Source organism: Lacipirellula limnantheis, from assembly GCF_007746075.1.
Lineage (GTDB): Bacteria > Planctomycetota > Planctomycetia > Pirellulales > Lacipirellulaceae > Lacipirellula > Lacipirellula limnantheis.
This window is the reverse complement of the sequence record NZ_CP036339.1, coordinates 5,222,665-5,238,778: the sequence shown is the minus strand read 5'-3', so window position 1 is coordinate 5,238,778 and position 16,114 is coordinate 5,222,665. Positions and strand designations below refer to the sequence as shown.

16 protein-coding genes are annotated in these 16,114 nt (G+C 62.8%); 9 read left to right on the top strand and 7 right to left on the bottom strand.

Annotated elements, in window-relative coordinates; all coding sequences use genetic code 11:
* Positions 1–8: 8 nt before the first annotated feature.
* Positions 9–788 (bottom strand): 5'/3'-nucleotidase SurE, encoded by a 780-nt coding sequence (gene surE, locus I41_RS20415; RefSeq protein ID WP_145434765.1) that lies wholly within the window; start codon positions 786–788, stop codon positions 9–11.
* A 345-nt stretch (positions 789–1,133) separates the two neighbouring features.
* Here surE and guaA point away from each other — a divergent pair, with 345 nt between their 5' ends.
* The gene (gene guaA / locus I41_RS20410) at positions 1,134–2,717 is read left to right on the top strand and encodes a glutamine-hydrolyzing GMP synthase (RefSeq protein ID WP_145434764.1); all 1,584 of its coding nucleotides are present in this window, start codon (positions 1,134–1,136) and stop codon (positions 2,715–2,717) included.
* Positions 2,718–2,836: 119 nt separating this feature from the next.
* Positions 2,837–3,436, top strand: a complete 600-nt coding sequence (locus I41_RS20405; RefSeq protein WP_145434763.1) for a hypothetical protein — start codon at positions 2,837–2,839, stop codon at positions 3,434–3,436.
* Between the two features lie 104 nt (positions 3,437–3,540).
* On the opposite strand, the gene I41_RS20400 is transcribed toward I41_RS20405, so the two are convergent.
* Positions 3,541–4,089 carry a DUF456 domain-containing protein gene (locus I41_RS20400; RefSeq protein WP_168207050.1) on the bottom strand — a complete coding sequence of 183 codons (549 nt, stop codon included), beginning with the start codon at positions 4,087–4,089 and terminating at the stop codon, positions 3,541–3,543.
* Positions 4,090–4,296: 207 nt separating this feature from the next.
* Here I41_RS20400 and ettA point away from each other — a divergent pair, with 207 nt between their 5' ends.
* Both ettA and I41_RS27460 read left to right on the top strand, forming a co-directional pair.
* Entirely contained in the window at positions 4,297–5,976 is a 1,680-nt protein-coding gene (gene ettA / locus I41_RS20395) for an energy-dependent translational throttle protein EttA (RefSeq protein WP_145434761.1), read from the top strand.
* A 79-nt stretch (positions 5,977–6,055) separates the two neighbouring features.
* The gene (locus tag I41_RS27460; protein WP_168207049.1) at positions 6,056–6,214 is read left to right on the top strand and encodes a hypothetical protein; all 159 of its coding nucleotides are present in this window, start codon (positions 6,056–6,058) and stop codon (positions 6,212–6,214) included.
* A gap of 168 nt (positions 6,215–6,382) precedes the next feature.
* Here the strand turns inward: I41_RS27460 and I41_RS20390 are convergent, their stop codons facing one another.
* The 4 genes from I41_RS20390 to proC form a co-directional block, all read right to left on the bottom strand.
* Positions 6,383–6,946: a translation elongation factor EF-P gene (locus tag I41_RS20390; protein WP_145434760.1), complete on the bottom strand. Its 564-nt coding sequence runs from the start codon at positions 6,944–6,946 to the stop codon at positions 6,383–6,385.
* A 333-nt stretch (positions 6,947–7,279) separates the two neighbouring features.
* Positions 7,280–7,888: a hypothetical protein gene (locus I41_RS20385; protein ID WP_145434759.1), complete on the bottom strand. Its 609-nt coding sequence runs from the start codon at positions 7,886–7,888 to the stop codon at positions 7,280–7,282.
* Positions 7,889–7,914: 26 nt separating this feature from the next.
* Complete coding sequence (locus I41_RS20380) at positions 7,915–8,157, bottom strand: hypothetical protein (RefSeq protein WP_145434758.1); 243 nt, start codon at positions 8,155–8,157, stop codon at positions 7,915–7,917.
* Between the two features lie 9 nt (positions 8,158–8,166).
* Entirely contained in the window at positions 8,167–8,976 is an 810-nt protein-coding gene (gene proC / locus I41_RS20375) for a pyrroline-5-carboxylate reductase (protein ID WP_145434757.1), read from the bottom strand.
* Between the two features lie 314 nt (positions 8,977–9,290).
* On the opposite strand from proC, the gene I41_RS20370 reads away from it, so the two are divergent.
* From I41_RS20370 to I41_RS20350, 5 genes are all read left to right on the top strand, one after another.
* Positions 9,291–9,734: a hypothetical protein gene (locus I41_RS20370; protein WP_145434756.1), complete on the top strand. Its 444-nt coding sequence runs from the start codon at positions 9,291–9,293 to the stop codon at positions 9,732–9,734.
* A gap of 55 nt (positions 9,735–9,789) precedes the next feature.
* On the top strand, positions 9,790–10,020 hold the full coding sequence (locus I41_RS20365; RefSeq protein ID WP_145434755.1) for a hypothetical protein: 231 nt from the start codon (positions 9,790–9,792) through the stop codon (positions 10,018–10,020).
* 209 nt (positions 10,021–10,229) lie between these two features.
* Entirely contained in the window at positions 10,230–11,567 is a 1,338-nt protein-coding gene (locus I41_RS20360) for a hypothetical protein (RefSeq protein WP_145434754.1), read from the top strand.
* Between the two features lie 528 nt (positions 11,568–12,095).
* Positions 12,096–14,279 (top strand): carboxy terminal-processing peptidase, encoded by a 2,184-nt coding sequence (locus I41_RS20355; RefSeq protein WP_246133713.1) that lies wholly within the window; start codon positions 12,096–12,098, stop codon positions 14,277–14,279.
* Positions 14,280–14,545: 266 nt separating this feature from the next.
* Positions 14,546–15,598: an IS630 family transposase gene (locus I41_RS20350; RefSeq protein WP_145431984.1), complete on the top strand. Its 1,053-nt coding sequence runs from the start codon at positions 14,546–14,548 to the stop codon at positions 15,596–15,598.
* 74 nt (positions 15,599–15,672) lie between these two features.
* Here I41_RS20350 and I41_RS28665 read toward each other — a convergent pair whose 3' ends face one another.
* Positions 15,673–16,068, bottom strand: coding sequence for a transposase (locus tag I41_RS28665; RefSeq protein WP_145436429.1), 396 nt, complete (start codon positions 16,066–16,068; stop codon positions 15,673–15,675).
* Between the last annotated feature and the right edge of the window lie 46 nt (positions 16,069–16,114).

The window sequence follows — 16,114 nt, the reverse complement described above, 5'->3', positions numbered from 1 at the left end:
TTGATTTTCTATGCCGTCGGTTGACGACTCAGCGTCGAGCCGAGTTGCCAGCGTCGCATCTCGGTCAGTTTATCGCGTCGCGTCATGTCAAAGCCAAGCGGCGTCAGCGTGATGTTGCCTGAGCGGAGTTCGGCGAGATCGGTCGAAGCGTCGGTCGGCGGGTGTTGTTTGCCGGTCGCCCAGTAGTAGGGGCGGCCGCGCGGGTCGTCGCGTCGTTCGTAACTTTCGTCCCACGGCGCCACGCACATCGGGGTGACCCGCACTTCAGTCGGTCGGTCGAGCGCCGCCAGCGGAATGTTCAGGTTGTAAAGTTGTGGTTCGGGTCCCTTTTGGGCGAGAATCTGAGAAATAATCGGAACAGCCAATTGAGCGGCGACGTCGTAACGGGCTTGCTCGTCCCATTCCAGCGAGACGGCGATGCTCGTCACGCCGAAAAAGGCGCCTTCGATCGCCGCCGACACGGTGCCGGAGTACAGGACGTTGATTCCCGCGTTCAGGCCGCTGTTGATCCCGCTCACCACCAGCGCCGGACGCGGGCGGCAGAGTTCGGTGATCGCCAGTTTGACGCAGTCGGCGGGGCTGCCCTCGACCGCCCAGCCGCGCCGCCGCGGGCCGTCGTAAATCTCGCGGGCCATCAGCGGCGTGCGGTAGGTAATCGAGTGGCCGACGCCGCTCTGCTCGGTCAACGGCGCGGCGACTTCGACGGAGCCGATCTTTCGCAACTCGTGTTCCAGGGCCGCCAGACCGGGGGCGTAGATGCCGTCGTCGTTCGTAAGCAGGATCTGCATGCCGTAAACCGCGGTGAAATAGGGCGTTACTTCGCTGAACCGTTAAATTCACTATAAGCGGTCGCGTTGCGTCGAGGCAACGTGATGTGGCAAGGAGGCAACAGTAGCCACGGGGCAACGACCCGCCGGAGCGGAGACAAATGGGGAATGCTGAAGGATGAATGCGGAATGCGGAGGGGAGCGATTCTGGGCCTAACTCCGCATTCAGCATTCATCCTTCAGCATTTGAGTTCCCCGCTCCGGCGGCTCGTTGAGCCGCGGCTACCAGGAAACCCAGGCGCCTAGACCGCCCCCGCCCGCAGGCCCTACAATCACCGGTTTTCCCAGAATCCACTGGCGATACTCATGACGACCGCCTCTGCCAGCCCCGCCGAACTTTCCGGAGGCGCCGCTGGGCAGCGCGTCCTCGTTCTGGACTTCGGTGCGCAATACGCCCAACTGATCGCCCGCCGTGTTCGCGAGCAGAACGTCTACTGCGAGATCGTGCGGCATAGCATCACCGCCGAGCGGGTGCGGGAACTGGCGCCGATCGGGATCATCCTGTCTGGCGGTCCGTCGAGCGTGTACGCCCAGGGCGCCCCGCTGTGCGATCCGAAGTTGTTCGAACTCGGCATCCCCGTGCTCGGCATTTGCTACGGCATGCAGTTGATGTGTCAGGTCCTCGGGGGCAATGTCGATAGCAATCCGGCTGGCGAATATGGCCGGGCCGAGTGCGAGATCGTCGAAGTCGACGGCCTGTTCGCCGGGGTGCCAAAGCAGACTCAAGTCTGGATGAGCCACGGCGATCAGGTGACTGGCATCGCCGACGACTTCACGCCACTCGCCAAGACCTCAACCTGTCCCTACGCCGCGGTGAAGCACAAGCGGCTGCCCTTCTTCGGCCTGCAGTTCCATCCCGAAGTGACCCACACGCCCGAGGGCGCGACGGTGTTGCGGAATTTTCTCCACGGCGCATGCGGCGCTGAGGGAACGTGGAAGCTCGGCGACTTCGCGGCCGAGACGATCGAGCGGATTCGCCAAGAGGTCGGCAGCGACCGCGTCATCTGCGGCCTTTCGGGCGGCGTCGATTCATCGGTCGTCGCCGCGCTGCTCGCTAAGGCGATCGGTCCGCAACTTTCTTGCATCCTCGTCGACAACGGTTTGCTGCGGCAGGCTGAGGAAGAAGCGGTCGTCGCCGAGTTCACGCAACACTTCAAGACCGACCTCCGCGTGGTAAAGGGCGAGGATCGCTTCCTCGCCGCTCTCGCCGGCGTCACCGACCCGCAAGAGAAGCGTCGCCGCATCGGCCACACGTTCATCGACTGCTTCGTCGACGAGGCGAAGAAGATCAAGGGCGCCAAGTTCCTCGCGCAAGGGACTCTGTACCCCGACGTCATCGAGAGCGGGGCCGCGGTCGATGGGCCGGCCGACACGATCAAGCTCCACCACAACGTCGGCGGCCTGCCGGCGGAGCTGGGGTTCGAGCTGATCGAGCCGCTCCGCGATCTGTTCAAAGACGAAGTTCGTCGCCTCGGCCTGCAACTTGGCCTGCCGGAAGAAATCGTCTGGCGGCATCCCTTCCCCGGACCGGGCCTCGCCGTCCGCTGCCTTGGCGAAGTCACGAAAGAAAAACTCGACACGCTGCGGGCGGCCGACGCGATCGTCGTTGGCGAGATCAAGGCGGCCGGCCTCTACCGCAGCACGTCGCAGGCCTTTGCCGTGCTGCTGCCGGTTCAAAGCGTCGGCGTCATGGGCGACAGCCGCACCTACGACAACGCCCTCGCCGTGCGGTGCGTGAACACCGACGACTTCATGACCGCCGACTGGAGCCACCTGCCGTACGAAGTGCTGGCCCGGATCTCGACGCGCGTCATCAACGAAGTGAAGGGCGTCAATCGCGTGGTGTACGACATCAGCTCGAAGCCGCCGGCTACGATTGAGTGGGAGTAGGGAGCGTAGGGACGGGATTTATGTAGGTTTCTGCATAAATCACACTTCAAAGAGCGAAAAAGCCGAAAATCAGGGTTCGGACTGGTCGCTTAAGCGACCAGTCCGGTAGATTCTCCGTGATGAGCGACTTTAAGCCTATTCGGAAAAGTTCCTCCTCTTCGGTCGAGCACTTCAAAGGTCGCCACCGCTTCGAACACTGGTACATCGACAATCAGGTCTACTTCCTCACCGCCCGCTGCCGTGAGCGTTTTCCTGCTTTCGCCTCCGAAGCGGCAAAGCAAATCTTCTGGGACCGCTTCGACCACTACGCCGCGGATTTCGGTTTCACTCCGTGGATCACGAGCCTCCTCGACAACCACTACCACACGCTCGGTTACCTGCGCATCGGCAAAAATCTCGGCCCGATGACGCAGCGCATCCACGGTTCCGTGGCGAAGCTGGTGAACGACACGCTCGCGGAACGCCGCGTTCCGTTTTGGAGCGACACGGGGCATCGCGATTACTTCGACGGCGCGATCCGCGATGAGAAGCAATGCCGGCGGGCGTACAAGTACACGCTACGGCAGGCGGTGCGGCATGGCATTACAGCGGATTGGCAGGATTATCCGCACACGCGCGTGGCGATCGACCTCGATCGCGGCGTGAAGCGGGCGCTTGAACTCAAAGCATTTCTTGATGGCGTTCCCTACAAACGCTACCAGGACCGAGAGCCCCACTAGCGCTTCAACATCGATTTGGTATGGCGACCGCATTGGACTGGTCGCTTAAGCGACCAGTCCGAACCCTCCTTTGACTGCGCCTCGTCAAACGCCGCACACGCTCCTCACCCAATTAGCGCATCCACCGTCATCACCCCCAGCATGACGGCCCCCACGGCAAACTTCCCCACCGTCCCCCACAGCCGCCCGGCGAACGCCCCGCGGGCCACCGCCATGCTCTCGCTATGCGGCCGCTCGATCGACTTCTCCCCCAAATAAGCGCCGGCGAATGCCCCCAGCGATCCCCCCAGCAGCGCTGCGATCACCGACCCGATGACCGGCACCGGCAGCCCCAGCATCGCTCCGCCGATGCTTCCCGCCATGCCGCCGATCAGCGAGTAGACGATTGACCGCCGGCTCGCCCCTTGCTTGGCGGCGCCAGCAGCCCCGGCGAAGAACTCAATGACCTCGCCCAGCACCGCCAGACCCGCCATGATGCCGACGGTCGTCCAGCTGATGCCGTGGCCGCCCGTGTCCGATGCCAACCAGGCGAATAGCGCCGCCAGCCCCAGCAAGATCCAATTGCCCGGCAGGCTGAACAGATTCGTCAGCCAGCAAATTCCGCCGCCGCAAATCAACAAGAGCGCCAAGGTGTAGTAAAGCCAGGGATTCACGGCGCCTGCACTTCGTGGGGAGAGATTGGTAAAATCATTTGCTGCGCGGGCGTGCCGCACAGCGTGAGCGATTGTACCCATTCATTCGCTCCGCTGCGGCGTCTCTTGGCCTGCGACGCTTTTGCGGCCACAGCCGTGACCCCCCTCACTAGTGCCCCGTCGCGGCGAGTCTGCCGCTCCTTCCACACAACGAGACAGCCGGTTCGCATGGGACAGAAATTTATCTATCAGATTTCCAATCTCAACAAAAAGATTGGCCAGCGCGAGATCCTCAAGGAAATTTATCTCGCCTTCTACCCCGGCGCGAAGATTGGCGTCCTTGGCCGCAATGGCGCCGGCAAGAGCACGCTGCTGCGGATCATGGCGGGGATCGATAAGGAGTTCGACGGCGAGGCGAAGCTGACCGAAGGCTACACCGTCGGCATGCTTACCCAGGAACCGCAGCTGAATCCCGAGAAGGACGTGCGCGGCAACATCGACGAAGCGGTCGCTGACACGCTCGCCCTGCTGAAGGAGTTCGAAGAAATCGGCGACAAGTACGCGGAAGTCGCCGACGATCCCGACGCGATGGAAAAGCTCATGAACCGTCAGGCGGTTCTGCAAGACAAGATCGAAGCGGTGAACGCTTGGGAACTCGACCGCCAGATCGAAATCGCGATGGACGCGATGAATCTCCCCCCCGGCGACGCCGACGTGACGAAGCTTTCCGGCGGCGAAAAGCGTCGCGTCGCGCTCTGCAAGTTGCTGCTGGAACATCCCGACCTGCTGCTGCTCGACGAACCGACCAACCATCTCGACGCCGAGAGCGTCGCTTGGCTCGAACGCCACCTGGCCGACTACAACGGCACGATCGTCGCGGTGACCCACGATCGCTACTTCCTCGACAACGTGGCGGGGTGGATTCTGGAAATCGAATATGGCCGCGGCCTGCCGTTCGAGGGGAACTACACCTCGTGGCTGGAGCAAAAGCAAAAGCGGTTGAAGCTCGAAGAGAAGCAGGAGTCGGCCCGGCAACGCGCCCTGGCGAAGGAACTCGAGTGGATCCGCATGGCCCCCAAGGCTCGCCAGGCGAAAAGCAAGGCCCGCGTGAACGCCTACGAGAAAATGGTCGCCGAGCAGATCGAACAGAAAGTCGAAGAGCTCGAAATCCAGATCCCCCCCGGCAAGCGGCTCGGCGATCGCGTCATCGACGCCGTGAACCTGGGCAAGTCGTACGGCGATCGGGTGATTTTTGAGAACGTCAACTTCAAGCTCCCCGCCGGCGGCATCGTCGGCGTCATCGGCCCCAACGGCGCCGGCAAGACGACGATGCTCCGCATGCTCATGGGCCAAGAGAAGCCCGATACCGGGCAGTTAATCATTGGCGAGACGGTGGAACTCGGTTACGTCGACCAGTCGCGCGACGACCTCGATCCGAACAAGACGGTCTACGAGGAGATCTCGGGCGGACTCGACAACCTGCAGATGGGCAAAACGACGATGAACTCGCGGGCCTACGTCTCGCGATTCAACTTCACGAAGACCGATCAGCAAAAAAAAGTCGGCGTCCTCTCCGGCGGCGAGCGCAACCGCGTCCACCTGGCAAAGCTATTGCGGAAGGGGACGAACGTCCTACTGCTCGACGAACCGACGAACGATCTCGACGTCGACACGCTGCGAGCCCTCGAAGAAGCGGTCGCCAACTTCGTCGGCTGTGCGGTCGTCGTGAGCCATGATCGCTGGTTCCTCGACCGGCTGGCGACGCATATCCTCGCCTTCGAGGGCGACGGCTACGTCCACTGGTGCGAAGGCAACTTCCAGATTTACGAAAGCCAGCGCCGCGAACGCCTGGGAGTCGCCGCTGACGAACCCCATCGTTTCCGCTATAAGAAACTCCAGCAGCACTAAGCTGCAGTTGACTCACCCCAATTACCCATAGTAGCCCCCGGCTCTTCAAGCCAGGGGCCGTCTCGGAGTGCACCAGGCCATGAGTATCGTCCGCGTCGGCTCAACCCAAAAGTTCTCCGACAACTGGGAAAACATCTTCGCCGGCAAGAAGGCGAAAGTCGCTGGGAAGCCCGCCGCCAAGAAGGCGAAGAAGAAAGCCGCCAAGCCGAAGGCGGCGAAAAAGAAAGCGAAGGGCTAATCGAACAAGACAACGTCGGGTGGCATGCTCTCGCCCTCAAGGCGTGAGCATGCCGAACTCACGTGCGACGCACTATATTGCAGCAACATGTCGACGCTACGCGACGACATGCCACCCGTCGTCTTCTCTACAATTCGCGAAGATTCGCGTAAATCGCAGGCAAATTTCTTACGCCCGCCCCAAAAACGCCCCGGTCCGCGTGTCGACCTTAATCGACTCGCCCTGCTTTAGATACTCGGGCACCTGCACGTAAACGCCGGTCGAGAGCTTCGCTGGCTTGTTGCGCGACGTCGCCGAGTTGCCCTTGATGCCCGGATCGCATTCGATGATTTCGAGCGTCACCGACGCCGGCAGTTGCAGCCCGACGCACTGGTCGTTGTAAATGAGCGCGAGCATCCCTTCGAGCGATTCGGTGACGTACTGCATTTCGTCGGCAATGTCCGCCACTGGCAGCGAGTACTGCTCGTAGTTCTCGGCATCGAGCAGATGGACTTGATCGACGTCGCTGTACATCAGCGTGACGGCCCGCTTTTCGAAATCGGCCTCTGGCAGATTGTCCGTCCCTTTGCAGACCAGGTCGACCTTCTGCTTGGTCACCAGATTGCGCGCACGGAACTTGTAGAGAGTCGTGCCGCCGCGGGCTGAGGGGGACTGGACCGTGATCGTTTCCACGATGACCGGCGCGTCGCCATGTTTGACGATGCCGCCTGGCTTGAGATCTTTCGCGAGCATAGATAAAAGCCACCCGGCTTGGCCGGTGGACGAAGTGAGTTGAAGTGACTTGTTAGAAGTGAACTGTTAAATTTCCGCCCTGGATTCGAACCTACTCGAAGAACCATGGTCCAACGCATTTACCACAGGGTACACAGAGGTCACAGAGAAGACGGTGAGGGGCGAATTTCTCAAGTCTTCCTCTGTGCTCTCTGTGTACTCGGTGGTTAAACGTGAGTTGCGAAGCATTTCAAGAATGCTGGCAGCGGAATAGGCCTTAGAGCGGAGTTCAGGGGAGGAACGCTTTAGTTTATGGGGGCCATTTACCGCTGCAAGTCGAGGTGAAAGCCCAACCTACACGATCTCGCCGGCTGCCGGATCGAACGTGAGCCCTTTGGTCAGCCCTTGCAGGGCGTCGACGACCGTCAGCAGGCAGGTCGGGTCGAAGACTTCCATCGCCGCTTCCATATCGACTTCGTCTTCCCCGAACTCGTCGTCGTCCCACGATGATTCGGCGCCGAAGTCGTCGGGCTCCACGTCGCGGGTCACGGGCTTCGGCTGCGAGCCGGCGCCTCCTTTGGGCACTCGTTCGAAGTGGGCCACGTCGAGCCGCGCATCGGCCGAGACGATCAACTGCAGCTGCTTCGGCGTCAGCTTCGACTGCAACTCCTTCGCCCACTGCATGTTCTGCTCGGCGATGGCGTCGCCCATCTCATAGCTCACTTCGACGGCGGCGTTGTCCTCGGCCGATTCGATCAGCACCGAAGCGAACAATCCGTCTTCATCCGCCGCGAGGTTCTTCAGTCGGAGACGCGGGTTCGCCTCGGTGAGGGCCCGCTCGACTTGCGTGAGCGTCGGACGCCGCTTGCCGGGAAAGAGAATGAAGTAGGTCTCGAGCCACAATAGCTCGTCCCCTTCACGCTTGGAATTCCCCTTTCCTCCGCCGGTCGGTGCTTTGGCCATGATGTTCCTCCCATTCCCTGGCGTGATTACCAAGGCTCCTCGTCCCCTTCTTCCTCGATGCCAGGGTCGCCCTGCCAAGCTTCGATCTGAGCCAACATCTTGTCTCGCTCTTCCGACTTGGCCCAGACCGACTCGTCCTGCTCCAGGCGAATTTCGTAAAACCCTTCGCGTTGGCACTCCTCGTCGCCGCAGAAGTGCGGCGTCGCCGCGATCCACATGACTCGGTAGAGCGGTACGAACTTGTCGTCGATCTGGCAGAAAATGGACATGAACTACCCTTACGATTTCCCTAACTCAATAGAACGATTAGTGGCTGCCTCAACGGCAGCTTGAATGGCGGCCGATCCGTTGCGCTCGGCGAGCGCGTTGAGCCCCGCGAGCGTCGTGCCGTTGGGACTCGTGACGTGGCTCCGCAGTTCCGCCGGCGACAGGCCCGTCTGCGCGACCATCGCGGCGGCGCCCGCGGCCGTCTGCGTCGCCAGTTCGAGCGCCAGCTCCGGCGACAATCCGCCGGCGACGCCGCCCGCGGCCATCGCTTCGATCACCGTGTAGACAAAAGCCGGTCCCGAACCGCTCAGCCCCGTGACGGCATCGAGCAGCGGCTCCTCGACTTCATACGACTTGCCGACGCTCGCCAGCAGCCGCTCGACCATCGCCGCGTCCTCGGCTGTCGCCGCGGCGTCGAGCGCGAACGCGCTTGCGCCCTGACCGATCAGGCACGGCGTATTCGGCATCACGCGGATGAGCCGGGTCGACGCAGGGAGCTGACGCGCCAGCCGCTCTAAAGTGACGCCAGCGGCAATCGAAACGAGCAAGTGCCGCCCCTCGACATGCGGGCGAATCTCTGCGAGCACGCCGTCCATCATCTGCGGCTTCACGGCGAGCACCACCGTGTCGCACTCGCTCAGCACGGCGGCATTCTCGCCCGTTACGCGGGCCCCAGGAAGCTCCTCAGCGAATTTCTCCCGCGACGGTTGATGAGGATCGCTTGCTAGCACGCCCTCGGCGCCCACCAAATTTGCGGTCACGCAGCCGCGTGCTAGTGCAGTCGCCATGCGACCGGCGCCGATGAAACCTAGGTTCTTCATGCAGAATGTTTGAGTCGGCGTTTTCAGCGGCTAGCCGCCAACGCCTGGATTGCGGAAGACTGGCGGGCGAAGCTCGGCAAAAGCGGGCCTTCGATCCCCTGACGGTGAGTCAACTTGTCAACAATAACTGGGGTCATCCTAGGCCAATTGGGCGGGAGGGACAATCGCCCGGCCGCCCCCCTTTCCCAATCGCCCTGGACCGATTTCCGGCAATTTGAAACACTTCGCCCCGTCCGTTCGCGGGAGACCTTCCGGCCCTGCGGCGTGGCGGACTGCACTACTGATCTGATTCGTCTTTTTCAGAGGACCACGACATGAACGTCGTACGACTCCTGCTGTGGATTGCCATCGCGGCCGCCTTCGTTGCGCAGCCGGTCGGCGCTGCCCAGGCGCCCGTTGCCCAGCAGCAACCAGGAAGCGACATCACGCCTACTCCTGAGGAATCGCAAAGCCCGTGGGGCTGGCTCAAGATGCCGACCATCACGATGCCTAAAATTAACATGCCCAAGATGCCCGCCGATCCGCTCGCGCCGATCAAGTCGAGCGCCAGAAAGGTTTCCGACGGCGGCAAGAAGGCCTGGGAAGGGACCAAAGAGATCCTCCGCGGCGGCAAGACCGAAGAGCCCGCAGCCCGCGTCGCGAACGCGAGCGAGGCCCCGTCGCTGTGGGACCGCCTGACCGGCAAAGAGCCCAAGGCGCCCGAAGGCCCGGCGACGGTCACCGAGTGGATGAAGCAGCCCCGCGTTGGCGAAGAGTAAGCTTCGCCCGCTCGCTCGGGGTCGCTCCGCCGCCCACTTCTCCAAGGACCATTCGATGGGTTTGCAGCTACTCGCCAGCGGGCAATGTTCGCGCACCGCGTCGCTCGCCATTGCCCTCAGCGCAGCCGTGGCGCTCGTCGGTTGTCAAAGCTTCGCCCCTGCCGGCATCGGCGCCCTCGCCGCGAAGCAGCGCGAGCAGAAGATCGTCAAGCAAGCTGCCAACGATCCTTTCCCCTCGCCCAAAGACGTCGGCCTCGGCGGCAACGACAACGCGAAGTCGTTGTAGGCGAGCCCGATTGTGGGAGGCGTCTCCGACGCCGATTCCGCTTTCCACTGCATGCGGGCGAAATCTAGCCGAGCCGCGTCGGGGTCGGAGACCCCTCCCACAATCTCCGTTGTTGCGAAATAGCCGCGGCCCGATAGACGGCCGTTGCGTGCCAGGAACATAATCACGGGAAGCCTCGTTCCCGCGTTCCTTTCACCGCACGCCCCGCCATGAAATTCGAGCCCCATCTGCCGCAGCTCCCGTCCATCGGCGAGTTGCTGGAGCACCCGCGCGTCAAAGGGGTGGTCGAACGGATCAATCGCTCGACCGTCGCCCAACGCGCGGCGGGCTTCCTCGACGAACTCCGCACCACCGTCGTCGAGCGCGCCGGCAAGTTCGAGATTCCGCCCGTCGGCCATCTGGCTGATCGCCTCGTGCGACGACTCTTGGGCGAACCGACCAACGGCGGCCCAATCATCAATGCCACCGGCGTTGTCGTCGGCCAGCGCGACTTCACGCCGCCGCTCGCCGACGTTGCCGTTCATGCCATGATGCAGCAAGCCGGCGAATATCACCAGCGCGGCAATCAACTGCGACAGGCGGCCGAGCACGAGCTCTGCCAACTCACCGGCGCCGAAAGCGTCCTCGCGCTAAACAACTTCGACGCCGCGCTGGCCGTCGCCCTCGCGACCGCCACCGCCAACCGCGAATCGCTGCTCGCCGGCGGCGTCGAAACAGGCGCGACCGGCATCGACTGGCGCGGCGTTTCCGCCCGCAATGGCGTCGTGCTCCGCAGTGCCGTCGAGCGCGGGACGCTAACGACTCAGCTCAACGCCGGCGCGCCGCTGGCCGCGCTGCTTCGCGCCCACGACGCCGAGCCTTGGCTCAGCTCCGCCGATGCCGCCCAACAGGCGACAGCGGCCGGCGCCCAGTTCATCGACGTCGCCCCGTTGGCCGGCCTCGTGAATCCTCAAGCCCATGGTCTCGCCGCCGTCGACACGATTCGCGACCGCCTGGCCGCGGGCGCCGATCTCGTCATTGTCGACGGGGCCGGGCTGCTGGGCGGACCGAGTTGCGGCCTGCTCTTCGGGCGCCGCACGCTGATCGCCGCCGCCGCCGGTCATCCGCTAGCACGGCTCGCCGCGCTCGACGCGCTCCAGGCCGCGGCGCTCCATGCCACCAGCCAACTCTATCGCGACGACGAACAGGGCGTCATCTTCACCATTCCCGTTTGGCAACTCCTCTCGGCCCCGACGGCCAATCTTCAGCAGCGGGCCGTACGTCTCGCATCGCTGATCGCCGCCGCACCCGGCGTCGCCTCAGCCGAGCCCCTGGCCCACGACTCCGCTTGGCTGCAGCTTGGGCAAGCCGCCCTGAGCGGCCCCGATTGGGCCATCGCCATCCGGCCCCGCGATGGGGCCCACGCCAAACTGTCGGCCTCCCTCGCCGCCGCTGCCCGACCAATCATTGCCGCGGAACATGACGATGCCGTCATGTTTCAGCTCCGTTCGGTCTTCCCGCGCTGGGATCAGCACCTCGTCACGGAAGTCGAGCGGGCCACAGCGTAGCGGACCGCCCACGGCGGGTGGCGTCATGATCCTGCGGCCCCCTCCCTTCAAGGGAGGGCTGGGGAGGGGGCGGAGCCCTGGTACATGCTTCAATCACCCCTCCCGAACCCTCCCCCTCAAGGGGAGGGAACCAGCGAGGTCAGGTTTCGGCAGCTCAGAGTGTCAGCCGCGGCATCGTACCGATCGATTGTTCTTGAAGCCGCTGAGCATGCGACCCGCCATTCCACGCGCCGCCGACAACACCCGTCCACGCCGTAAAATCGCCACGATTACAGCGATCTTGCCGCCGCTACGGACCGCCGTTAGGATGCCCCATAGATTCCCGCAACTGGTTGCCGCATAAGGGACAACGCCGCCAGGCCGACTTGTCGCCCGCGCCCCAGTTGCGGTCGGAGAGCCCCGCTCGCCAACCTTTCCCGCATCCTTTGGCGGCCCCGAGCCGATCCACTTCGCTCCAGATCGCGTAGAGGGATAGCATAGCCTACTGCTACCTGCACTCATTCTCGTTTTTCTCGAAGAGGCACATACATGTTTCGTTCTGCCATGAAAGGCGCCGGCGACCGCTCTCGCCGGGGACTGTTGGGGCTCGCCCTGGTCGGCGTCCTGTCCTCAACGCTAGCCGCCCCCTTCGCATCGGCCCGTCCGACCGACCCCGATCGCAAAGAGCAGATCAAACAGAAGAACATTTCGATCTTCGTCAGCTCGCTGATCGACAAGCGCCACATGGCGCAGCTGCACGTCAACGACGAGATCGCCAAGCGCGCCCTGGAGATGTACTTCAAGACGCTCGATCCGATGAAGCTCTACTTCTATCAGAGCGACATCGACCAGTTCGCTCCCGAGAGCACCAGAATCGACGACTACATCAAGGCGGGCGACGTCACGCTCGCCAAGCGCATCTTCGATCTCTTTCTCCAGCGCGTTGCTGAGCGGACCGCGGTCGCGCAGGCCATGGTCGACCAACCTCACGACTTCACCGTCGACGAATCGATGGAGCGCGACCCCGAAAAGCTCGCCTGGTTCAAGACCAAGGAAGAGGCCGACGAGCGCTGGCGCAAGCGCGTGAAGTACGACCTCCTGCTGCAGTCGACCGACGACGAAACTCCGGCCGACCAAACGCTCGATCGGCTCCACAAGCGTTACCAAAGCATCGCCCGCCGCTGGGATCAGACGAGCAACGACGAGCTGCTCGAAATGTTCCTCACCGCGGTGACGATGAGCTTCGATCCCCACAGCAGCTACATGTCGCCCGAGAATCTTGAGAACTTCGCGATTCAAATGCGGCTCGAACTCGACGGCATCGGCGCTTCGCTCGAATCGAAGTACGGTGAAACGGTCGTTCGCCACATCGTCCCCGGCGGCGCCGCCGATAAGGATGGCCGCCTCAAGGTCGACGACGTCATCACGGGCGTCGCGCAAGGCCCCGACGGCGAGATGATCGACATCACCGACATGAAGCTCAACGACGTCGTGATGAAAATCCGCGGCAAACCGGGGAGCGTCGTTCGCCTCGAAGTGAAGAAGGCCGGCGGCGCCGAGCTAGCCACCTACGACATCACCCGCGCTCGCATCGAACTGAAAGACAGCGAGGCGCGCAGCGCCGTGCTCGAACGCGACTCCAAGGGCCAGGTCGTCGGCGACGCCGAAGCCACCACCCTCAAGGTTGCCGACGACGGCTCGACTGCCCAGGAGCCAACCGGCGAAATCATTGAGCAGAAGCGGCCCGACGGCACGGTGTTCCGCATCGGCGTCATCAACCTGCCCAGCTTTTACATGGACATGGAAGGCCGCCGCAGCGGTCGCGAGGATTACAAGAGCGCCGTCCGCGACGTTCGCCGCCTGCTCGAAGAACTCAAGGCTAAGAAGGTCGACATGGTGGTGATGGACCTCCGCTTCAACGGCGGCGGTTCGCTCCCCGAGTCGGTCGAGATGACTGGCCTGTTCATCGACCAAGGCCCGGTCGTCCAGGTGAAGGGCCCCGACGGCCGCGTCATTCCGCACCCCGACGACAAGCCGGGAGCGGTCTGGGAAGGTCCGTTGATGGTCGTGATCAACAAGTTCAGCGCTAGCGCCAGCGAAATCTTCGCCGGCGCCATCCAGGACTACGGCCGCGGCATCGTCGTCGGCGACAAGGCCACCCACGGCAAGGGCACGGTCCAGGAACTTGAAGAACTCGGCCGCTACGTCAATCAGTTCAATCCGCCGAACTACGGCGCCTTGAAGATGACGATCCAGCAGTTCTATCGCCCCGGCGGCGACAGCACGCAGAACCGCGGCGTCGTTTCCGACGTCGAGCTTCCCTCGCAGATCAGCCATTGGCCGATCGGCGAGTCGGACCTCGACTACGCCCTGAAGTTCGACAGCGTTCTACCGCTGCCGCACGAGAACTACCCGAACGCCTCGCCCAAGACGATCGAAGAGCTCCGTCGCCGCTCGTCGGCGCGAGTCGAGCAGAGCGAGCACTTCAAGAAAGAAAAGGAGCGGATCGCCCGTTACCTCGAACGGAAGGACGAGCCGCTGACGCTGAACAAGGAAAAGTTCCTCGCCGAACGGAAGGAACTCAACACCGAGAAGCAGCAGGAAGAAATGTTCGACGACCTGCAGGCGAACGACAAGCCCGTGTTCCCGCAGACGCCGTACAACGACGAGTTGATCGCCATCGCGCTCGACTACCTGGAACTGCTCGGCGACGGGCGGCTGGCGGTTCGCTAAGCGCCAGGGTGTCGGGAGCCTTTTGCCGCTGGAGGGTCTCGAATCAGTGGGGAGTCGCCAGCGGCAAAAGGCTCCCGACACCGTCAAAGTTCGCGAGCTGACAGAGTTCGAAACCCAAAAGACCGCGGACGAGCCATCGTCCGCGGTTTTTTTTTGGCCCGTAAGGTGAGTTGTAATACGCGTTCTAATTTGAAGTAGCGCGCCTCCTCTTGCGCCCGCCCAGTTTATCCATCATGCTATCGCAATCCCCTTTTTGAGAGGTTGCGATGGAGGTGAAGGGCCATTTGCCTCAGGCGGAACTCAAGCGTCTGGAACGCGTCGAGAAGGACGCCGACCGCGCCAAACGTCTGCGGATTGTGATTCTGGCGCAGGAGGGATGGACGGCTCCAGCCGTGGCGATGGCCGTGGGCCTGAGTCGCCGCATCTGCCAGCGATGGGTGCGTCGCTACAACGAACAAGGCCTGGCGGGCCTCAACGATCGACGCGGCCGCGAAGAGCGTTTGCCGCTGACGCCCCAACAACAGGACGAAGTTCGTCAGCGTCTCGACGCTGGCCCCACGGCGGAAGACGACGTCTGCTCGCTGCGCGGCAAGGACGTGCAGCGGATTCTGGCGCAGGAGTTCCATCTGCTCCGCTCTTTGGCCGGCGTGTATCACTTGCTACACCGGTTAGGCTACTCGTACCTCCGCCCTCGGCCGCGGCATCGCAAGGCGGACCCCGAAAAGCAAACGGAGTTCCTCCGTCAGTGGCCAGAACGCGTGCAAGCGATTGCCGCGGCGTATCCGACCAAACGTCTGCGGATCTACTTCCAGGACGAATCGCGGTTCGGCCAACAAGGAACGACCACGAACGTCTGGGCCAGGACCGGGTCGCGGCCGACGGCCATTCGTCAGACCGAGTATGAATATCTCTGGGTGCTGGGAGCGGTCTGCCCCGAGACGGGGCATGCCGAAGGGCTGCTCAGCCCGCAGCTCAATGCGAAGATCGTCAATGAGTTCCTCGCCCAGTTCGCTCGGACGATTCCCTCAGGCGAACATGCCGTGATGCTGTGGGACGGGGCCGGCTTTCACATCAGCCGCCAACTCCGCGTTCCCGACAACGTCACCGTCGTCACGCTGCCGGCCTACAGTCCCGAACTCAATCCGATCGAGAATTTATGGCACTATCTCAAGAGCCACTGCTGGAGCAACCGAGCCTACGACAATTACGACGCCCTCGAACAAGCCGCCGTCGACGCCTGGACGAAAGTGGCTCTCGACGCCGAACTCATGAAAACCGTCTGTGCCGCCACTCACCTCGATCGCGCTACTTCAAATTAGAACGCGTATAATTCATCGTACTCGTCTCAACTCCCGGCACCGTCGACGGACCGTAAAACTCTGAAGGCGTTCCATCATTCAGCCCGGGGTTGATCGCATCGCGATCTACCCCGGGTACGCGGTGATTCGTCACCCCGCAACCCTGAAGGGGTTGCATCAGTCCCAAACGAATCGTTCGTCGAAAGCAACGTCGTAACGTTTGAGCAGCGTGCGGAACTCGTCTTGAAACGACGTTCGGCGGTGATGCTCCTGCTGGGCGGCGATGCAGTTCCGGACCCGAGAGACTTGCGAGGCGCCGATGGAGAAGGCGCCATAGCGCTCTGCCAGGCGAAGTCGGCGAGCGTTTGGTTTTGGGCTTTGGCCCAGACCGAGGAGCCTCGCTTCGCTTCCTTAATTACTGATGCGACGTCGCGAGTACGAGCGAGAGTGAATAGAATGTGAACGTGATCGTCGACCCCGCCGACGACGATCGACGGTCTGGATGCTTAGGCCCGCAAGGCGTAAGCATGCCGGAAC

Excerpts from the sequence above, each read along its gene's own strand:
- I41_RS20350 (WP_145431984.1), top strand. The coding sequence starts at position 14,546 with ATGGAGGTGAAGGGCCATTTGCCTCAGGCGGAACTCAAGCGTCTGGAA.
- I41_RS20380 (WP_145434758.1), bottom strand. The coding sequence starts at position 8,157 with ATGTCCATTTTCTGCCAGATCGACGACAAGTTCGTACCGCTCTACCGA.
- guaA (WP_145434764.1), top strand. The coding sequence starts at position 1,134 with ATGACGACCGCCTCTGCCAGCCCCGCCGAACTTTCCGGAGGCGCCGCT.
- I41_RS20385 (WP_145434759.1), bottom strand. The coding sequence starts at position 7,888 with ATGGCCAAAGCACCGACCGGCGGAGGAAAGGGGAATTCCAAGCGTGAA.
- I41_RS27460 (WP_168207049.1), top strand. The coding sequence starts at position 6,056 with ATGAGTATCGTCCGCGTCGGCTCAACCCAAAAGTTCTCCGACAACTGG.
- I41_RS20365 (WP_145434755.1), top strand. The coding sequence starts at position 9,790 with ATGGGTTTGCAGCTACTCGCCAGCGGGCAATGTTCGCGCACCGCGTCG.
- surE (WP_145434765.1), bottom strand. The coding sequence starts at position 788 with ATGCAGATCCTGCTTACGAACGACGACGGCATCTACGCCCCCGGTCTG.
- ettA (WP_145434761.1), top strand. The coding sequence starts at position 4,297 with ATGGGACAGAAATTTATCTATCAGATTTCCAATCTCAACAAAAAGATT.
- I41_RS20360 (WP_145434754.1), top strand. The coding sequence starts at position 10,230 with ATGAAATTCGAGCCCCATCTGCCGCAGCTCCCGTCCATCGGCGAGTTG.
- I41_RS20370 (WP_145434756.1), top strand. The coding sequence starts at position 9,291 with ATGAACGTCGTACGACTCCTGCTGTGGATTGCCATCGCGGCCGCCTTC.
- I41_RS20390 (WP_145434760.1), bottom strand. The coding sequence starts at position 6,946 with ATGCTCGCGAAAGATCTCAAGCCAGGCGGCATCGTCAAACATGGCGAC.
- I41_RS20355 (WP_246133713.1), top strand. The coding sequence starts at position 12,096 with ATGTTTCGTTCTGCCATGAAAGGCGCCGGCGACCGCTCTCGCCGGGGA.
- I41_RS20405 (WP_145434763.1), top strand. The coding sequence starts at position 2,837 with ATGAGCGACTTTAAGCCTATTCGGAAAAGTTCCTCCTCTTCGGTCGAG.
- proC (WP_145434757.1), bottom strand. The coding sequence starts at position 8,976 with ATGAAGAACCTAGGTTTCATCGGCGCCGGTCGCATGGCGACTGCACTA.